We start from the raw sequence: 16,311 nt of genomic DNA on the forward strand, positions 1-16,311 counted from the left end.
TTTACTTCGCGCCGCCTTTCGATGCAGCTGTCATCGCAAGGCGAGAACCACTACCTCCAGCCGCCTTTGCGTCGCCGGTAGCGACGGTAAGCGCACCAAGGATATTGCCTGCCCGTACACCAGCCCAGGCCAGTGCCATCACCCAGAACGTCGGCAGCACGATGAACATCATCGCCATGACGAAGTTCAGCAGCATGTCCCCGAACGCATTGTTCAGACCGATCAAAGGATCGAAGTTGCTGTGCGGCCGGTTCGCGCCGAAGCCCCAGCCGTAGAGCGCGTCGAGGATCGTGCTGTCGATCCAGCGCGCGAGCTGGAACCAGAAGTCCACGAAGAACAGCGCGAACTTCACGCAGCTCACCGTCACCGTCGTCTTGAGGTCGTAGGTGCCCACCAAGAGCACCAACGGGATGCAGATGACGAGCGCCATCTTGAGCATCGTCAGCACCATCGGCAGCGCCTGACGCACCACGTCCATCGCCGGGAAGAAGCCCAGCGAGCCCACGGTCAGCCCCAGGTCGCTCGCGCCGCGCGTGACGATGTTCGGCAAGGTCTTGTCGATCTGCCCGCCGTAGTCGGTGTAGACGGCGCCCTGGTTCATCTTCTGCTGTCGCGGTGAGACCACGGCGCGGATCACCGAATCATTGACCTCGCTCTGCGACAGGAAGCCCGCCCAGCGGCCGATGCGGGTCAGCAGGTCCGGGTCGACCTGTGCCAGCAGCCGGCTGCGCAGTCCCTGGCTGCCATCGGCCCACCACTGCCGGCAGGACGGATAGCCGCCGCCACTGTCCACCTGAGCCAGCCCCGCATCGCGCGTGGCGTCATAGGGCCAGACGATGCGCGGCGTCTTGGAGCGGTAGGTGTCGTAGAAGCCCGGCGTGCTGAGGAAGTAGCTCGACCCGATCCATGTCACGTCGTTCATCTGCTCCTCGGTGAGCGTCGGCCGATTCATGAACAGCTTGGCGCGCGAAGGCCCGTAGCAGTCGTGTGTGAAGTCTGCGACCTCCTGGGCCAGCACCGGGTCGTCGGTGCGCGTGGCATCCACATCCATCCGTATTTGCCGCAGGTCCGTGCCGCAGGGAATCGCTGCAACCGCCGCGCCCGTCACGGCTTTCGACAGCGCGTGCATGGCGAACCACCACACCGGCACGAGCGCGCTCTGGTTGTTGAGCGTGGTGTAGGCGTTGGACCAGCCCGTGTCCTGGGGCTGCGGGACATTGACCTGGCATTGTGCGGAGCGGGTCGTGTCGAAGCGGATGATACTGAGGTCGACCGGAACGAACGGGATGCCGGCGAACAGGATCACCACGATGGCCACCCACACACGGTTCTCGATGCGCAGCGAGGACAGCACGCCCTTGTTGCCTTCGTCCGCGCCCTCGCTGCGCGCCCGGAGCCATTCGTGGATGACGATGACAACGAACGGCAGCGCGAACACGCCGCTGGCCACCAGCAGGTTCCAGATGCCGTTGTTGACGATCCAGCCCACCAGCGTGAGGTAGTACTCCAGATAGTCCGTCGTGTAGAGCGTCATGCCCGTCTCCCGGTCTCAGCCGTGCCGCAGCAACTGACTGCCTTCCAGCAGCACGAGGGCTGTCACGGCCGCGATCTCCGTGCGCCGCAGGCGCTGATGCGCCTCGGCCGACGGTTCACGTTGCCGCAGGCGCCCGCGCATCCACCACCAGCCGTAGGCTGTTGCTGCGTAGAGCAGAAGCCGCCACAGGAAGAAGTGGCCCGCATGCGCCCTCAACCAGTTCTCCCAGCCATCGACGCCGCCGACCACGTGGATGCCCGCGATGTTCACCGCCACCGCGGCGGCGACCACCAGCAAGGTCCACAGCAGCGCCACGCCAACGCGGCGGTTGAACAGCCACGGCAGCCGCAGCCAGGCCAGCCGGCTCATGGCGTACCGCTCCGCGGCTTCTCGATCTCCCGCAGCCGGTCGCGTGTGGTGTCGCCCTCGAAGACACCGCGCGAGCCGGCGGCGCGGGTGCTGTGGCGCTGGATGATCGCCATCGCCGAGTTGCCGGCCAACGTGCGCCGCAGCTCCAGCTCGGTCTTGAGGTTGTTGATCTCTTGCTCCAGCGCGGCGTTCTCCTGATCGACCGCCTGCACGGCCAGCTCGTTGGCTGCGACGTTGGGCTCCTTCTTGCCCGTCAGCAGCGTGCGCTGCAGCAGCAAGGCTTTTTCCAGCACGCTCGACAGTGCGGCCTCGGATGCGAGACGCCGGCCCAGCACGTCCTGATCGGGCTCGTCGCGTAGCGCTTCGATCACGCCACGGGTGATCGGCAGCGAGCTGCTGCCGGCGGCTTCGAGATGGGCCGGCGTCGTCGGCCGCGCCCCTGTCACCAGCTCTTGCAGCGACTGCAGCTTGGTTTCGTACTCTTCCTGGATCATCGGCGTGAGCCCGACGCCTGGGGTGGTCTGCGTCTTGGTGCAGCTCTCGCAGGTGCGCTGCTCACGCTCGCCCAGCACGCGGATCGCCCAGGCCGAGGCCGCCTGCGGCGATGGCCAAGTCTGGCAGGTCAGGCGGTTGCCGCAGGCGCTGGACGCAATCGGCGACGCATCGCCGACGCTGCGGCCGTTGAGCAGGTTGTAGCCCGCACGCGTCACGTCGCCCACCACCTTGATCGAGCTTTGGCCGTTGCCGCCGGCATTGCTGCCGCCAACCCAGGGCACGCCGTTGTTGCCCCGGTTGGTCTCGGCCTGCTCGATGGCGGACACGGCATCGGTGCTGGCGACCGCATCGCGCAGCGCCAGGCCCTCGGCGAGCTGGTTCCAGCCGGCTTGACCGCCAGCCATGTCGGCCATCCGCTCGGCGATCGCACGGCAGGTCATCTTGGAGCGGTCGAAGTCCAGCCGCGCCTGCAAGATGCCGTTGGTGAGCAGGTTGTAGAGCCCGGGATCTGCGCGCTGGATGATCAGCGCCGGCAGCGACGCCACCGCGGCAGTAGCGTTCTGGATCACGTTCGACATGATCGTCTGGAAGCCATTGGTGAGGCCGTTCAACTGGTTCTGCAGCGTCGTGGTGATGCTCATGTCGCCGCAGATGAGGTTGCTGTTCCAGCCGATGCCGACACCGATGCTCTGCATGTTCCCCGCACCGCCCATGGACACGGCGCGGCCACCGCCGATGCTGTAGAGCACGTCGTCGCCGATCACGCTGCCGCTGACATTCACGCCATTGGGGTCGATGCGGGTCTGCGCCCAGGCGGCGCCGACGGCCAGCGTGATGGCCGCCACGAGCAGCGTGGCCCGCAGGTGCGACTTCGCGCGGCGCAGGAAGTCAGGGAGGGAGGCGTTCATCGTGGGTTCCTCACATGAAATCGACGCTGCCGAGGAAGACCTGGCCACGGCGCCGGCAGCAGGAGTACGGCCGCCACAAGGCCCAGGCGTAGTCGCCTTGCTGGGCCTGCACGCGGGTGCGGCTGTGCGGGAAGACCACGCAACTGTTCGAGAGCGTGGGCGTCAGCTCCTGCCACTTGCCCGTCGAGGCGTCGGTCTCCATCAGCGCGCCGGCCGGCCAGTAGCCGTCGCGGGCGTTGGCCAGCAGCGGCTGGTACACGTGGATCTGGCCGCGGCGCGTCACGATGTCACCCGCACGCTGCGCGACCACGGCACCGCTCTTGTAGTCGTCGGTCTGGTGCAGGAAACCGCCACGCGGATAGACGTTGCCCCACAGGTTCAGGCCGGCGCGCGTGCCGATCTCGCGCCGTCCGGGAATCAGAGCTTCGGGGTAGAACGCTTCGGGGATGTTGTAGCGCCAGGCGATGGTATCGAGCGTGCTCAGCAGGTAGGGCATGAAGGCCGTGCCCGCACCCTCGCAGGAGTAGCCGGAGGTGGCGGCGAACTGGCTGAACACCAGGCCGGCGGGGTGGCCGATCACGTCAGCGTTCTTGAACTTCGCCAGGTTGTTCTCGTTGTCGTGGTTGGTGGTGCCGTCGCCGCCGGCCTTGGCGGTCGGATTCGGCATGCTCATCGCCCGCACTTCCAGCCAGGGGTTCTCACCCGTGTTGCTGTAGCTCGACACGACGGCATCGGGCACGTAGTGGCGTACCTTCACCGAGGTGCGCACCGAGCAGCCGAACGGCGTGCAGTACAGCCAGTAGCAGATGCCGACGACACGGTACTCCAGGCAGTCGGGCGACAACGCCGAAGAGACGATGGTGGCGGTGTTCAGGGCGAACGCCGAGGTGGCCGCGCCCAGCATCAGCGAGGCGACGATGGCGCGCAGGCGCCGGGAAGTCATCAGGCGGCTCATGGGCGTGCGCTCCGGTAGGCGTCGATGCGCGCGACGGCGCGGGCCACGTCGGGCTCGCCGTAGACCACGTAGCGCCGATCGACCACCACAGCAGGGATCTTGACGATGCCCAGTCCCCAGGCATCGGCGACGCCCTGGTAGGCCTGGCCGATTCGGCGCTGCAGGTCGGCGCCGCCATCGAGCAGCCGCTGCCGTACCAGGGCCTCCGCCTGGGCTGGGTCAGCGGGCAGGTGCGCCGTGAGTTCGGCCTCGATGTGCGCCGGCTGGTCCAGCTCGATGACACGCACGCCGGCCAGGGCCTGCACCGGATGACGGCTGTCGGTGACGACGAGCACGTCCGCCGCCACCGCAGCCTGGCTGAACATGAACAGAACTGCCCACAGTCCGGGGGCAATGCTGATGATCAGCAGCTGGGGCGAAGCCCTGAAGAAGGGGGCCGGCATATCGGGTGTCCTTGAAATCGATCAAGGTCGCAGTCGACTTCAAGTGCCGATGTGGCGCGACAAAGAAACCGCAGTCGGGCCCTGCCGGTTTCATGCCTATGCCGTTGTGAGCATTGCGTTTGCCTCCTGTAGGAGGCGGAGGTCAGGCGCGCGACGCTGAGGTGCCCGCGAACCCAAGAAACGCATGATGCAAGCGAATCGGCATCGACGGCTTGGAGCGCGCATGTAGGCTCTGCCAAGTCCCTTCACTGATGTCGCTCGGGGCGAGGCGATCTACCGAGCGCGAAACTCGTCTCAAGTAAGCGTTGACGCCATCCGCGGAGTCCGGAGGCGAGCCGGAGAGAACATAGCCCACCATGAAGCCGATTGCGTGGTTCTCCCCGTACGGAGGTGGATATTCTTGGTGGTCAGCAGCGGGAGCCGTGCCGACAGGTCGAAGCGCATCTGATGGCCGAACAGGCTCAACGTCCCGGTGCCGGTGCGGTCGCTTTTTTTAGCGCCCCATGCGCGAGGACGTGACGCAACAACCGCAGGAATTGCCGCTCCATCGAGTCGCCGCTTCCGCTCATCGCATTGCCCCACGTCCATCGATCTCCGACAGGACGCGCCGAACCGCGCCCGTCAATAGCGAAAGGTCCTGCGGCTCGATCACGTAGGCCGGCATCATGTAGACCAGGCGGCCGAAAGGACGCAGCCAGATCCCGGCCTCCACGAATCGCGGCGTCAGCGCGCGCAGGTCCACCGGCGCATGCATCTCGATGACGCCGATCGCGCCCAGCACCCGCACCTCCCGCACCGTCGCCAGCGCGGCACAGGGGGCCAGTTCCGCGCGCAATTGGCGCTCGATGTCCCGCACCCGCGCCTGCCAGTCCTGATCCAGCAGCAGGTCGACACTCGCCACGGCCACGGCGCAGGCGAGCGGATTGGCCATGAAGGTCGGCCCGTGCATGAAACAGCCGGCGCCGCCGCGGGAGATGGTCTCCGCGACCTCGGCGGTGGTGAGCGTGGCGGCGAGCGTCAGGTAGCCGCCGGTGAGCGCCTTGCCCAGGCACAGGATGTCCGGGGCGATGCCGGCGTGCTCGCAGGCGAACAGCCTCCCGCTGCGCCCGAAGCCGGTGGCGATCTCGTCGGCGATCAGCAGCACGCCGTGCGCGTCGCACAGGGCGCGCACCTGGCGCAGGTACTCGGGGTGGTAGAACCACATGCCGCCCGCGCCCTGCACGACGGGCTCCAGAATCACCGCCGCGAGTTCGTCGCGGTGCGTCTCGATCAGGCGCGCGAACCCGGCGATGTCGGACGGATTCCAGGCGTCGTCGAACCGGCAGCCGGGGCGCGGCGCGAAGAGCTGCTCGGGCAGTGTCCCTCTGAAGAGGTGGTGCATGCCGGTTACCGGGTCGCACACCGACATGGCGGCGAAGGTGTCACCGTGATAGCCACCACGCAGAGCGAGCAACCGGCGCTTGTCCGGGCGGCCCCGGGCCTGCCAGTACTGGATCGCCATCTTGATGGCCACCTCCACCGCCACCGAACCCGAGTCGCACAAAAATACCTTTTCGAGCGGAGCGGGCGTCAGCGCCACCAGCCGCCGCGACAGTTCGATCGCCGGCGCGTGGGTCAAACCGCCGAACATCACGTGCGCCATGCCCCGTAGTTGATCCTCCACCGCGCGGTTGAGCCGGGGGTGGTTATAGCCGTGGATCGCCGCCCACCACGAGGCCATGCCGTCGACCAGTTCGCGCCCGTCGGCGAGCTTCAAGCGCACCCCCTCGGCACCGATCACCGGCCACGCCGGCAGCGGATCGGTCATCGAGCCATAGGGATGCCAGAGATGGGCGCGGTCGAAGGCCAGCGCGTCCGCCCAGTCCGGCCCAACCTTGACTTCGCTGTCAATTCCCATCGGCAGCCTGTGCCAGGGCGGCTCCCATCGCTCGAGTCAGATCTGTCATGGCTTCAATCGGTCACCGCCCCCTTGCTCGCCGACGATACCTGCTTGGCGTACTTCGCCAATACGCCCCGCGTGTAGCGGGGTGCAGGCGGTTGCCAAGCTTTGCTTCGGCGCGCGATTTCGTCCTCGGGCACGTTGAGTTGCAGCAAGCGTTGTTCCGCGTCCAGGGTAATCGAGTCGCCCTCCTCGACCAGCGCGATCGTGCCGCCCACAAAGGCCTCGGGTGCAACGTGACCGACCACCATGCCGTAGGTGCCGCCGGAGAAACGGCCGTCGGTGATCAAACCCACGCTGTCACCCATGCCCGCGCCGACCAGGGCGGAGGTGGGCGAGAGCATCTCGCGCATGCCGGGGCCGCCCCTCGGGCCTTCGTAACGGATCACCACCACGTCGCCCGCCTTGATTTTCTGCGCCAGGATCGCTTCCATGCACGCCTCTTCCGAGTCGAACACACGTGCGGGGCCTGTGATCCTCGGAACCTTCACCCCGCTGGTCTTGGCCACCGCCCCCTCGATGGCAAGATTGCCTTTGAGGATGGCGAGATGGCCGTGCGGATACATGGGCCGGCCCCAGGGCCGGATGACATCCTGATCATGGCGCGGCTCTTCGGGCACGCTCTCGAGCGCCTCGGCCAGAGTCTGGCCGGTCACGGTCAGCGCGTCTCCGTGCAACAGGCCGTGGGCGAGCAGCATCTTCATCACTTGCGGGATGCCGCCCGCTTGGTGTAGATCGGTGGCGACGTAGCGTCCGGACGGTTTCAGATCGCACAGCACCGGCACGCGCCTGCTGAATGCATCGAAATCATCGAGTGTCAGCTTCACTCCCGCGGCGTGCGCGATGGCGGGCAGGTGCAGCACGGCGTTGGTGGAGCCGCCCAGCGCCATCAACACGGCGATGGCGTTCTCGAACGCCCGGCGGGTGAGGAGGTCGCGCGGCAGGATTTGTTTACGGATCGCCTGCACCAGCACCTCGGCCGATTTCGCCGCGCTGTCGGCCTTTTCCGCGTCCTCCGCGGCCATGGTCGAGGAATACGGCAGGCTCATGCCCATGGCCTCGAAGAGCGAGGCCATGGTGTTGGCGGTATACATGCCGCCGCAGGAGCCCGCGCCCGGGCAGGCGCGGCGCTCGATCTCCAGTAACTCGTTTTGGTCAATTTTATGCGCGGTGTACTCACCGACCGCTTCGAAGGCGCTCACAATGGTGAGATTGCAGCCCTTATAGTGGCCCGGCTTGATGGTGCCGCCATAAACAAAGATCGCCGGGATGTTGAGGCGCGCGATGGCGATCATCGCCCCCGGCATATTCTTGTCGCAGCCGCCGAGGGCGAGCACCCCGTCCATGCTCTGGCCGTTGCACACGGTTTCGATGGAATCCGCGATCACCTCGCGCGACACCAGTGAATATTTCATGCCCTCGGTGCCCATCGAAATGCCATCCGAGATGGTGATGGTGCCGAACATCTGCGGCATGGCACCGGCTTTTTTCAACGCGGCATCGGCGCGCGCGGCGAGCGCGCCGATGCCCATGTTGCACGGCGTGACGGTGCTGTGCGCGTTCGCCACGCCGACGATGGGTTTGTCGAAATCCCCATCGTCGAACCCCGTGGCGCGCAACAGGGCGCGGTTGGGCGAGCGCTGCACGCCTTGGGTGACGGTTTTGCTTCTGCGGTTGTCGGGCATGATTTATCTCCTGATATGAGCCGTGCCCAAAGCGCCGTGACCGGGGACATTGGGTGTGGAATCTTGCAAACGAATGCCTTACGAGTTCACTCTGCCAACCGCCACGCAATCGTTTCCCCGGCGCGCAGCGGCACGCCTGTTTCCTTTCCGAAACGCAGCTCCTCGGGCACGGTCCAGTCCTGGCGCTCCAGTGTGATGCGCCCCGTATTGCGCGGCAGCCCATAGAAATCGGGGCCGTGGAAACTGGCGAACGCCTCCAGCCGGTCGAGCGCGCCGGCCTGCTCGAAGGCCTCTGCATACAGTTCGATGGCGGCGTGCGCGGTGTAGATGCCGGCGCAACCGCAGGCCGACTCCTTGGCGCGGCGCAGGTGCGGGGCGCTGTCGGTGCCGAGGAAGAATTTCGGGTTGCCGCTGGTGGCGGCGGCAATCAGCACCTGGCGGTGCGGCTCGCGCTTCAATACCGGCAGGCAGTAGGCATGCGGGCGGATGCCGCCGGCGAACATCGCGTTGCGATTCAGCAATAAATGGTGCGCAGTGATGGTGGCGGCCACGTTGGGGCCGGCCCGCTCGACGAACGTGACCACCTCGCGCGTGGTGATGTGTTCCAGTACCACCTTGAGGCGCGGAAAACGCTCGATGATGCGCTGCAGATGTCGCTCGATGAACACCGCCTCGCGGTCGAACACGTCGATCTCGGGATCGGTCACCTCGCCATGCAGCAGCAGCGGCAGACCGGTCTCCTCCATGGCCGCGAACACCGCGTCGCAGCGCGCGAAATCGGTGACGCCAAATGAAGAGTTGGTTGTTGCGCCAACGAGAAAGGCTTCACCCACCGCGTGCACGAAACCGCTCGCCCTGGCCCGCAGGATCTCTTCGGGCGTGGTGTGGTCGGTGAGATAGAGCGTCATCAACGGCTCGAAGGCCATGCCCGCCGGCAGCGCTGCCAGGATGCGCGCGCGGTAGGCGCGGGCCTCGTCCACCGTGCGCACGGGTGGATCGAGATTGGGCATGACCATGGCGCGCGCAAACCGCCGCGCGGTGTCGGGCAGGACCGCGGCCAGTGCATCACCGTCGCGCAGGTGCAGGTGCCAGTCGTCGGGACGGGTGAGGGTCAGGCGTGCTGTGGCCATTGATGGGATCTCATGGATTGCAGTAATCGCAGCGCCCCGGATCGGCGTACTGCGGCTCGGGGCGCTCGCGCGTTTCGCGATGCGCGCACTTCAGGCAGCCGTACACCTCGGCGCGGGTCTCGCGGGTCGGGGCGCCGCAGTCGCCACAGAGCAGGCCCGCAATGCGCTCGACGAGCCAGAACCCCGGCGCGCCGCAGGCCGGACAGGGCGAGCCGAGCTTGGCGACCAGGTCCTCGGCCGCAAGCCGGATCATCTCCATGCGCGTGGGGTTGGCGTGGGCCCGCAGGTCGGTCTCCAGGAACACCTGGCCGCTCGCCGATTGCGCCTGCGCCCAGGCGAACGCGGCTTTAAGCTCCTCCCAGGCGGCGATCCCCTTGCGCAGGCGCGGGTCGTTCTCGCCCTCGGGGCGCACGACCAGATGGTGCGCGGGAAACGCCGCCTGCCGGGCGAAGGCCTCGGCCGCCGTCCAGTCGCCGGTCAGAAGATGCGCGTGGATCGCCTTGCCCTGCGCGACGCCGACGATCTCGAGCCCCTGCTCGTCGTCGATGAAGATGAGGAACTCCACGTTCCAGGGGAACATCCCCACCATCGGGTCCGGCCCGAACGAGCCCTCGCTGGCGAGCCCGAGCGAAAGTCCGGACATCTCCATGCCGAGGCGCGCCTTCTTGCGCGCCGCCTCGAGCTGCTTGCCGGCGCGCGGGATCTCGCGGGTGAAGGTGCCGAGGAGATCGGTGTCGTAGCCGCCGACCCGTTCCACCTGGCAGCCGAGCGCTGTGTCGAGCACCGAGGCAATCACGCGCTCCTTGCCGTGCTGGGTGAGCAGGGCGATGCGTGTTCCGGCGTAGACAACGCGGGTCATGGCGCCGCAGCGGTCGGCAGCGTCCGATGGCGCGCCAGCAGCACAATCAGCGTGATGACTGTGAGCGGCAGCACGAAGCCCAGCATGGTGGCGCTGTACGCCGGCAGTGCCATGTGCTGCGTGGCCGCAAGAATCAGGTACGACACATAGACGGCGTAATAGCCGAGGAACAGCGCCCCCTCCCAGCGCGCGATCCGGTGGCCGGTGGCGAAGATGGGCAGGCACGCGAGCGCCACCGCGATCATCACCGGCAGATCGAAGCGGACCAGCGCGGCGGCCACGTCGAGCCCGCCGGGCGTGACCAAGGCGGCGATGCCGGCGATTGCCAGGAGATTGAACAGGCTGCTGCCGATCACGTTGCCCACGGCGATGTCGCGCTCGCCGCGCAGCGCGGCCACCAGGGAAGTGGCCAGCTCGGGCAGGCTGGTGCCGACGGCGACGATGGTCAGGCCGATGACGATCTCGCTCACCCCGAAGGCGTGCGCGATCGCCACCGCGCTGTCGACCAGCCAGGTGGCGCCGAGCACGAGCAGCGCCAGGCCCGCGGCGATGAAGACGATCTGGACCGGCAACCGGTCGATCCATGCGCTCGCGCCGCCGTCGAACTCCCGCGCATATTCGGCCTGTATTTCCGGGCTTTCCTGGCGACTCTGGCGGATAGCGAAGACCGTATAAGCCACGATGCCGGCCGTGAGCAGCAGACCATCGAACAGGCCGATGCGGCCATCGAGCGCCATGACCCAAAACAGCACCGACACACCGATCACCAGCGGCACGTCGAAGCGGACGAGCTGCTGCTGAACCACCAGCGGCGCGATGAGCGCAGAAAGCCCGAGCACCACCAGCACGTTGAAGATGTTGCTGCCAACGATGTTGCCGACGGCGATGTCTGCCTGTCCCGAAAGACCGGACTGAACGCTGACCGCCAGCTCCGGCGAACTGGTGCCGAAGGCGACCACGGTGAGTCCGATCACCAGCGGCGAAATCCCGAAACGGGCCGCGAGGCGCGCGGCGCCGCGCACCAGCAACTCGGCGCCAGCCACCAGCAGCACCAGGCCCAGCACCAGAAAAACAACAACCGTAAGCGTCATGAAATCAAAGCCTCAAGAAGTCTGACCAAAAGATGCGCGCACTGTGGGGAAAACCCGCATCGCCGATCACCGCCCGCGCACCATGGCCATGACCCGCCCCATATCGAGCGTTGCAGCCTGTTGCTGGATCTGGGGCAGGTATTGCGTTTGCATCTGCTTGGCGGGGCCGAGCAGGTTCTGGAACGTATCCTTAAGCATCACCGTATTCATCACCCGGCCGCCGGCGTAATAGCGTTTGGCGAGCTGCCCCAGGGCGTAGGTGGTGGCGAAGGAGAACGCCATGCCGGTGGCCGCGCTTCCCACCTTGCCGAAGGTCCTGCCCGCTGCCTTGCCGAGCAGGCCGCCCAGCAGCTTGCGGCCGAACTGCTCCAGATATTGCGAGGTGAGGCCGACCCCGGCGGCGGCGATGAATTCCTTGATGTGGCCCTGGTCGAGCTGGACGCCGTGGGCGCTGCCGATGCCGTAGACCATCTTGATCTGCAGCGGGATGATGGCCATCGATGCCCAGGACTGCGGCAGTAGTTCCAGCGCACCGTTCATCAAGGCGTAGTTGAGGATGGACTTGTCGAGTTCCGCCTCGGACACGTTCGGCTGCGCCGCCACCACCGGCCCGGGCGCGGCGGCTACAGCGGCGGCGCCTGCCGCGGCTACGGGGGCCGCGGCCTCGCTGAGCTCGACAATGGCGTCGGCCTCGCGCTCGAAGGCGGCGGTCTGCCCCGCATCGAGCTTCAACAGGGCTTTCAGCTCGTTCAGGAAGCGCTGCTCGGCCTCGCTCTGGCGACCGTCGGCGTCGCACACGCACACCGCCATTTCATAGGCCAGCTGGCGTTCATGCCCTTCAGGGTGCTCGCCGGGGTCTTGCAACGCGGTAACGGCGGCATCCAGGCTGATGCGCTTGAGCAGCACGTCCTGATAGAGGCGGGCGAGATCAGGCGCGCCCGCTTCGCCGCCCAGCGACTCGGCGATGCGGCGGATTTCCTCGCGCTCGCGGTCGTGCTTGGCGCCGTCGGCGAAGGCGGCGTGGAGGGCGATGGCGAGGATGGCTTTCTGCTGTTCGGGGTTCATTGCGGGTTCTTCCATCTGATCTGGAATTCGATTTCTTCCGACTCGCCTTCCCGTTCGTGTTCGATGTTGCAGACCGCCCGCACCGGCACCGAGATTCTTTCGCCCGCGATCTGGATTTCAAAGCGTTCGCCCTGTTCGAGCGCATCGGCCAGGCGCCGCAATTTCGCAATGAACTCCGGCAGGGGGTAGGTTTTTTCCACATCGCGTTCAGGTTTGCTGTTCATGCGTGTCCTTTCAGTGCTTCGGTGAGTTTCAGTCCGGCCAACTCGCGGAGGGAGCGCGCCAGGAAATAGAGCGCGGCCATCATGATCAACATGGAGGGCAGCGCGATCATGGGATAGCTAAACAGGGTGAGCCGCCCCAGCTCTTCGTTGAAGGCGGGGGAGCCGGATGGACTGGTGACGATCCAGGTGGCGAGAAAGTAGTTCATGACGGAGGAAAAAAAGAACGAGCCGGCCAGCATCCAGGTGGCGGCCCGCAGGCGCGTCTTGAAGGCGGCACGCTTGCCGCGTTCGTCCAGGCCGCGCTGAATCCGCTCGACATCCATCAGCGCCGGCGTGAACAGCAGCACCCGCACCAGCGGGTAGCGGCTATGGGCGGAAATGGCCACGGCCAGACCGATCAGGCCGGGAATGGCGGCTTCCTTGATGGCCAGCCACCGCGTGTCCAGTTGCAGCAGGCCGATCCCGCCGGTAAGCAGGATGCTGACCAGACCGAGCACGGCGAACAGGTTGAGCTTGCGCCGGGTAAGCAAATCCCGCGCGCCCCAGGCCAGCGGGAAAGCCAGCGCCAGCAGCAGCGCGTTGACGGCGCCCAGGTCTTCCGGGCCGCTCAGCTTCATCAGGATCAGAGAGGGAATGACGATAGCGATCAGCAGTTCGATCAGTGGGTTGTTTTTCCCGGATGCCGAAGAAGGTGCAGTGGAATGGCACGCCGCCCCCCGGCGCGCCCCGTGCTTGATTTCAGCCACGATTTCGCCACCACTTCTCGAGACCGATCACCGGCAGGATGAGGGCGCCGACAACGATGCTCAAAAGCACGTCGCCAGCGGAGAGGGGCGCGGACGCGAAGATCTCGTGCATGAACGGGGCGTAGACGAACAGCGCCTGCAGCACGAGGATCGCCGCGATCCCGACGAACACGGTCTTGTTGCTGAACACCCCGATCTTCAGCATCGAGTCACGCAGCGAGCGGCAGTTGAGCAGGTAGAAGATCTGGAACATGATCACCGTGGTGACGGCCATCGTTTGCGCCTTGGCGAGCGCTGCGGGTCCGCTGTCTCCCGCGGCTCGGAACTCGTAGAGGAAGAGCCCGAGCGCCCCGGCGGTCATCAGGATCGCCACCACGAAGGTGCGCATGACGACGAACCCGCTCAGCACTGGCGCGGCCGGGTTGCGCGGTGGGCGCCTCATGACGTTGGGCTCTTTCGCCTCGAACGCGAGCGGCAGCGCCAGCGCCACCGCCGCTACCAGATTGATCCATAGCAACTGCGCCGGCGTCATCGGCATCAGCAGCTCGCGCATCGTATGGGCGACGCCGTCGATGACGTGCGTGACATCGGCGAACGGGAAAAAGGCTACCGCCCACATCAGGATCAGCGCCAGCCCGAGGTTGGTCGGCAGCACGAAGGCGAGCGACTTGATGAGGTTGTCGTAGACGCGCCGCCCTTCCTCGACCGCCGCGGCGATGGAAGCGAAGTTGTCGTCGGCGAGCACGATCCCCGCCGCCTCCTTGGAGACGCTGGTCCCGGTGATCCCCATCGCCACGCCGATATTCGCCTGCTTGAGCGCGGGCGCATCGTTGACGCCGTCGCCGGTCATCGCGACCACTTCGTTGCGGCTCTGCAGGGCACGCACCAGGCCGAGCTTGTGCTCCGGCGCGACGCGCGCAAAGACGTTGCACGCGCCCGCCGCATCACGCAGCTGCACTTCGGACATCTGCGCGAGCTGGGCCCCGGCGATCGCCTTGGGTGCTGCGGGATTCTTAGGGAGGATGTTGAGCTGGTCCGCGATCGCCTGCGCCGTGCCCTGGTGGTCGCCGGTGATCATCTTCACGGTAATCCCGGCCTGATGGCAGAGCGCGATCGCCGCGATTGCCTCGGGACGCGGCGGGTCGATCATGCCCTGGAGCCCGAGGAAGGTGAACCCGCTTTGCGTGTCGTGCATCTCGATGCCAGTCTGCCCGCGCGCGGGCTGGGCGGCGAACGCCAGCACCCGCATCCCCTTGGCGGCCAGCTTTTCGACCTCGCGTAGCACCGCCTCCATATCGAGCACACGGCCGCCCGGCGTCGTGGCGCAACGCTTTAGCACGGCCTCCGGCGCACCCTTGAGCAGGATGCGTCCGCCGTCCTGCGCGTGGAGTGTGGCCATGAACTGGTTCTCGGACTCGAACGGAATCGTATCCAGGCGCTTGTGTTGCGCCCGCGCTTTCTCCACGTCCAGCGCGACCTTTTCCGCGGCGACAACGAGCGCGCCCTCCGTCGGATCGCCATGGATCTTCCACTGCCCCTCCTCGTTCGCGAGCGAGGCGTCGTTGCACAGCACCCCGGCGAGCAGCAGATCAGTCAGGTCCGCAGGCGCCGTCTTGACGAGCGTTCCCTCGCGCTGCAGTTGCCCCTTGGGCGCGTAGCCGACGCCCGACACGGCAAAGGCGCCGGAGGCGGGCGTCCAGAGCTCCTGCACGGTCATCTCGTTGCGGGTAAGGGTCCCGGTCTTGTCAGAGCAGATGACGGTGGTCGAGCCGAGGGTCTCGACGGCGGGGAGCTTGCGCACCACGGCACGGCGCGTCGCCATGCGCTGCACGCCGATCGCCAGCGCGATGGTCACGATCGCCGGCAGCCCCTCGGGGATGGCGCCCACCGCCAGCGCGATGGCGAAGATGACCGTCTCGCGCAGGGCCGGAAGCCACTCGACCCCGGTCTCGGCCATGGTTCGCCAGGTCCCGAGCAAGAGGATTCCGATCGCGATGACAACGATCGCGATGGTGATGTACCAGCCGATTTTGGCCAGCGCCTTGGTGAGCGGAGTCTGCAGATCGGTCGTTTCCCTCAGCATGGTGGAGATGCGGCCGAGCTCGGTCCTGGCGCCGGTCTCGACCACCACCGCGGTCCCCGTCCCGTAGGTGACCAGCGTGCCGCCAAAGACCATGCAGGTTCGGTCGCCGATGCCCGCCTCGGATGCCACCGGGGCGAGCCGTTTCTCCGTCGGCACCGACTCGCCGGTGAGCGCCGCCTCCTCGATCTGCAGGTTGCGCAACTGGATCAGGCGCATGTCCGCGGGCACCTTGTCTCCGCTGGCGAGCAGGACCATGTCGCCGGGGACGAGATCCGCTGCCGGGAGGGTGAGTTTGCGGCCCTCGCGCAAGGCGGAAACATTCTCCGGCACCATGCGGCTGAGCGCCTCGATCGCCTTGCCGGCCTTGAACTCCTGCACGAAGCCGATGATCGTGTTGAGCACCACCACCGCCAGGATCACCAGCCCGTTCTTGACCCCGCCGGTGGGGTCGACAGCCATCGCCACCAGCGCCGACACGATCAGCACCCAGATCAAGGGGTTGTTGACCTGCCGCCAGATCAGGTCGAGGGCGGTGTCCCCTTTGCCCCGGGGGATCACATTGGACCCGTAGGTCTTCAGACGCTGCACGGCTTCCGCGTTGGTGAGGCCATCCGGACGCGTCTCCATACGCGCGACCGTCTCGTCCACGCCCAGTGCGTGCCACGGCTGCCGATCCGGCATGCCCGCAGCGCCGCTGGAACCACCATTCATAGCAGACGCGTTGCTCGTGATGGCTTGTTGCGCCGTTGCTTTCATGCTCAGCTTGTGCACGCGTTCTTCTTGGT

At 66.6% G+C, this 16,311-nt stretch carries 14 protein-coding genes and 1 pseudogene; all 15 read right to left on the reverse strand.

From position 1 onward, the window contains the following. Position 1: 1 nt before the first annotated feature. Positions 2-1,534: a conjugal transfer protein TraG N-terminal domain-containing protein gene (locus CAL15_RS02965; protein ID WP_033470462.1), complete on the reverse strand. Its 1,533-nt coding sequence runs from the start codon at positions 1,532-1,534 to the stop codon at positions 2-4. Between the two features lie 15 nt (positions 1,535-1,549). Further along, complete coding sequence (locus CAL15_RS02970) at positions 1,550-1,903, reverse strand: hypothetical protein (RefSeq protein WP_033470464.1); 354 nt, start codon at positions 1,901-1,903, stop codon at positions 1,550-1,552. Then, complete coding sequence (locus CAL15_RS02975; protein ID WP_033470466.1) at positions 1,900-3,306, reverse strand: integrating conjugative element protein; 1,407 nt, start codon at positions 3,304-3,306, stop codon at positions 1,900-1,902. Before CAL15_RS02975 ends, CAL15_RS02970 begins: the two co-directional genes overlap by 4 nt. A 10-nt stretch (positions 3,307-3,316) precedes the next feature. After that, positions 3,317-4,261 carry a TIGR03756 family integrating conjugative element protein gene (locus CAL15_RS02980; protein WP_033470467.1) on the reverse strand — a complete coding sequence of 315 codons (945 nt, stop codon included), beginning with the start codon at positions 4,259-4,261 and terminating at the stop codon, positions 3,317-3,319. Beyond that, positions 4,258-4,704 carry a TIGR03757 family integrating conjugative element protein gene (locus tag CAL15_RS02985; protein ID WP_033470469.1) on the reverse strand — a complete coding sequence of 149 codons (447 nt, stop codon included), beginning with the start codon at positions 4,702-4,704 and terminating at the stop codon, positions 4,258-4,260. The genes CAL15_RS02980 and CAL15_RS02985 overlap by 4 nt, the downstream gene beginning before the upstream one ends. Before the next feature lie 381 nt (positions 4,705-5,085). Then, positions 5,086-5,252 (reverse strand): annotated as a pseudogene (locus tag CAL15_RS24580) (thymidylate synthase); the annotation flags it as partial. 17 nt (positions 5,253-5,269) lie between these two features. Beyond that, positions 5,270-6,601, reverse strand: a complete 1,332-nt coding sequence (gene bioA / locus CAL15_RS03000; protein WP_086077261.1) for an adenosylmethionine--8-amino-7-oxononanoate transaminase — start codon at positions 6,599-6,601, stop codon at positions 5,270-5,272. 53 nt (positions 6,602-6,654) lie between these two features. Then, entirely contained in the window at positions 6,655-8,328 is a 1,674-nt protein-coding gene (gene ilvD / locus CAL15_RS03005) for a dihydroxy-acid dehydratase (RefSeq protein ID WP_086077262.1), read from the reverse strand. A gap of 86 nt (positions 8,329-8,414) precedes the next feature. Beyond that, on the reverse strand, positions 8,415-9,458 hold the full coding sequence (gene pyrC / locus CAL15_RS03010; RefSeq protein WP_033470473.1) for a dihydroorotase: 1,044 nt from the start codon (positions 9,456-9,458) through the stop codon (positions 8,415-8,417). Positions 9,459-9,468: 10 nt separating this feature from the next. Beyond that, the gene (locus CAL15_RS03015; RefSeq protein WP_042928636.1) at positions 9,469-10,317 is read right to left on the reverse strand and encodes a DUF6671 family protein; all 849 of its coding nucleotides are present in this window, start codon (positions 10,315-10,317) and stop codon (positions 9,469-9,471) included. Further along, the gene (locus tag CAL15_RS03020; RefSeq protein WP_042928637.1) at positions 10,314-11,408 is read right to left on the reverse strand and encodes a calcium/sodium antiporter; all 1,095 of its coding nucleotides are present in this window, start codon (positions 11,406-11,408) and stop codon (positions 10,314-10,316) included. Before CAL15_RS03020 ends, CAL15_RS03015 begins: the two co-directional genes overlap by 4 nt. Positions 11,409-11,474: 66 nt before the next feature. Then, complete coding sequence (locus tag CAL15_RS03025) at positions 11,475-12,473, reverse strand: YcjF family protein (protein ID WP_033470479.1); 999 nt, start codon at positions 12,471-12,473, stop codon at positions 11,475-11,477. Then, on the reverse strand, positions 12,470-12,697 hold the full coding sequence (locus tag CAL15_RS03030) for an amphi-Trp domain-containing protein (protein WP_042928639.1): 228 nt from the start codon (positions 12,695-12,697) through the stop codon (positions 12,470-12,472). The genes CAL15_RS03025 and CAL15_RS03030 overlap by 4 nt, the downstream gene beginning before the upstream one ends. Further along, entirely contained in the window at positions 12,694-13,443 is a 750-nt protein-coding gene (locus CAL15_RS03035; protein ID WP_207949512.1) for a VC0807 family protein, read from the reverse strand. The genes CAL15_RS03030 and CAL15_RS03035 overlap by 4 nt, the downstream gene beginning before the upstream one ends. Beyond that, positions 13,436-16,297 carry a cation-translocating P-type ATPase gene (locus CAL15_RS03040; protein ID WP_198299133.1) on the reverse strand — a complete coding sequence of 954 codons (2,862 nt, stop codon included), beginning with the start codon at positions 16,295-16,297 and terminating at the stop codon, positions 13,436-13,438. Before CAL15_RS03040 ends, CAL15_RS03035 begins: the two co-directional genes overlap by 8 nt. Between the last annotated feature and the right edge of the window lie 14 nt (positions 16,298-16,311).

Source organism: Bordetella genomosp. 13, assembly GCF_002119665.1.
Classification (GTDB): domain Bacteria; phylum Pseudomonadota; class Gammaproteobacteria; order Burkholderiales; family Burkholderiaceae_B; genus Bordetella.

Excerpts from the sequence above, each read along its gene's own strand:
- CAL15_RS02965 (WP_033470462.1), bottom strand. The coding sequence starts at position 1,534 with ATGACGCTCTACACGACGGACTATCTGGAGTACTACCTCACGCTGGTG.
- CAL15_RS02970 (WP_033470464.1), bottom strand. The coding sequence starts at position 1,903 with ATGAGCCGGCTGGCCTGGCTGCGGCTGCCGTGGCTGTTCAACCGCCGC.
- CAL15_RS02975 (WP_033470466.1), bottom strand. The coding sequence starts at position 3,306 with ATGAACGCCTCCCTCCCTGACTTCCTGCGCCGCGCGAAGTCGCACCTG.
- CAL15_RS02980 (WP_033470467.1), bottom strand. The coding sequence starts at position 4,261 with ATGAGCCGCCTGATGACTTCCCGGCGCCTGCGCGCCATCGTCGCCTCG.
- CAL15_RS02985 (WP_033470469.1), bottom strand. The coding sequence starts at position 4,704 with ATGCCGGCCCCCTTCTTCAGGGCTTCGCCCCAGCTGCTGATCATCAGC.
- bioA (WP_086077261.1), bottom strand. The coding sequence starts at position 6,601 with ATGGGAATTGACAGCGAAGTCAAGGTTGGGCCGGACTGGGCGGACGCG.
- ilvD (WP_086077262.1), bottom strand. The coding sequence starts at position 8,328 with ATGCCCGACAACCGCAGAAGCAAAACCGTCACCCAAGGCGTGCAGCGC.
- pyrC (WP_033470473.1), bottom strand. The coding sequence starts at position 9,458 with ATGGCCACAGCACGCCTGACCCTCACCCGTCCCGACGACTGGCACCTG.
- CAL15_RS03015 (WP_042928636.1), bottom strand. The coding sequence starts at position 10,317 with ATGACCCGCGTTGTCTACGCCGGAACACGCATCGCCCTGCTCACCCAG.
- CAL15_RS03020 (WP_042928637.1), bottom strand. The coding sequence starts at position 11,408 with ATGACGCTTACGGTTGTTGTTTTTCTGGTGCTGGGCCTGGTGCTGCTG.
- CAL15_RS03025 (WP_033470479.1), bottom strand. The coding sequence starts at position 12,473 with ATGAACCCCGAACAGCAGAAAGCCATCCTCGCCATCGCCCTCCACGCC.
- CAL15_RS03030 (WP_042928639.1), bottom strand. The coding sequence starts at position 12,697 with ATGAACAGCAAACCTGAACGCGATGTGGAAAAAACCTACCCCCTGCCG.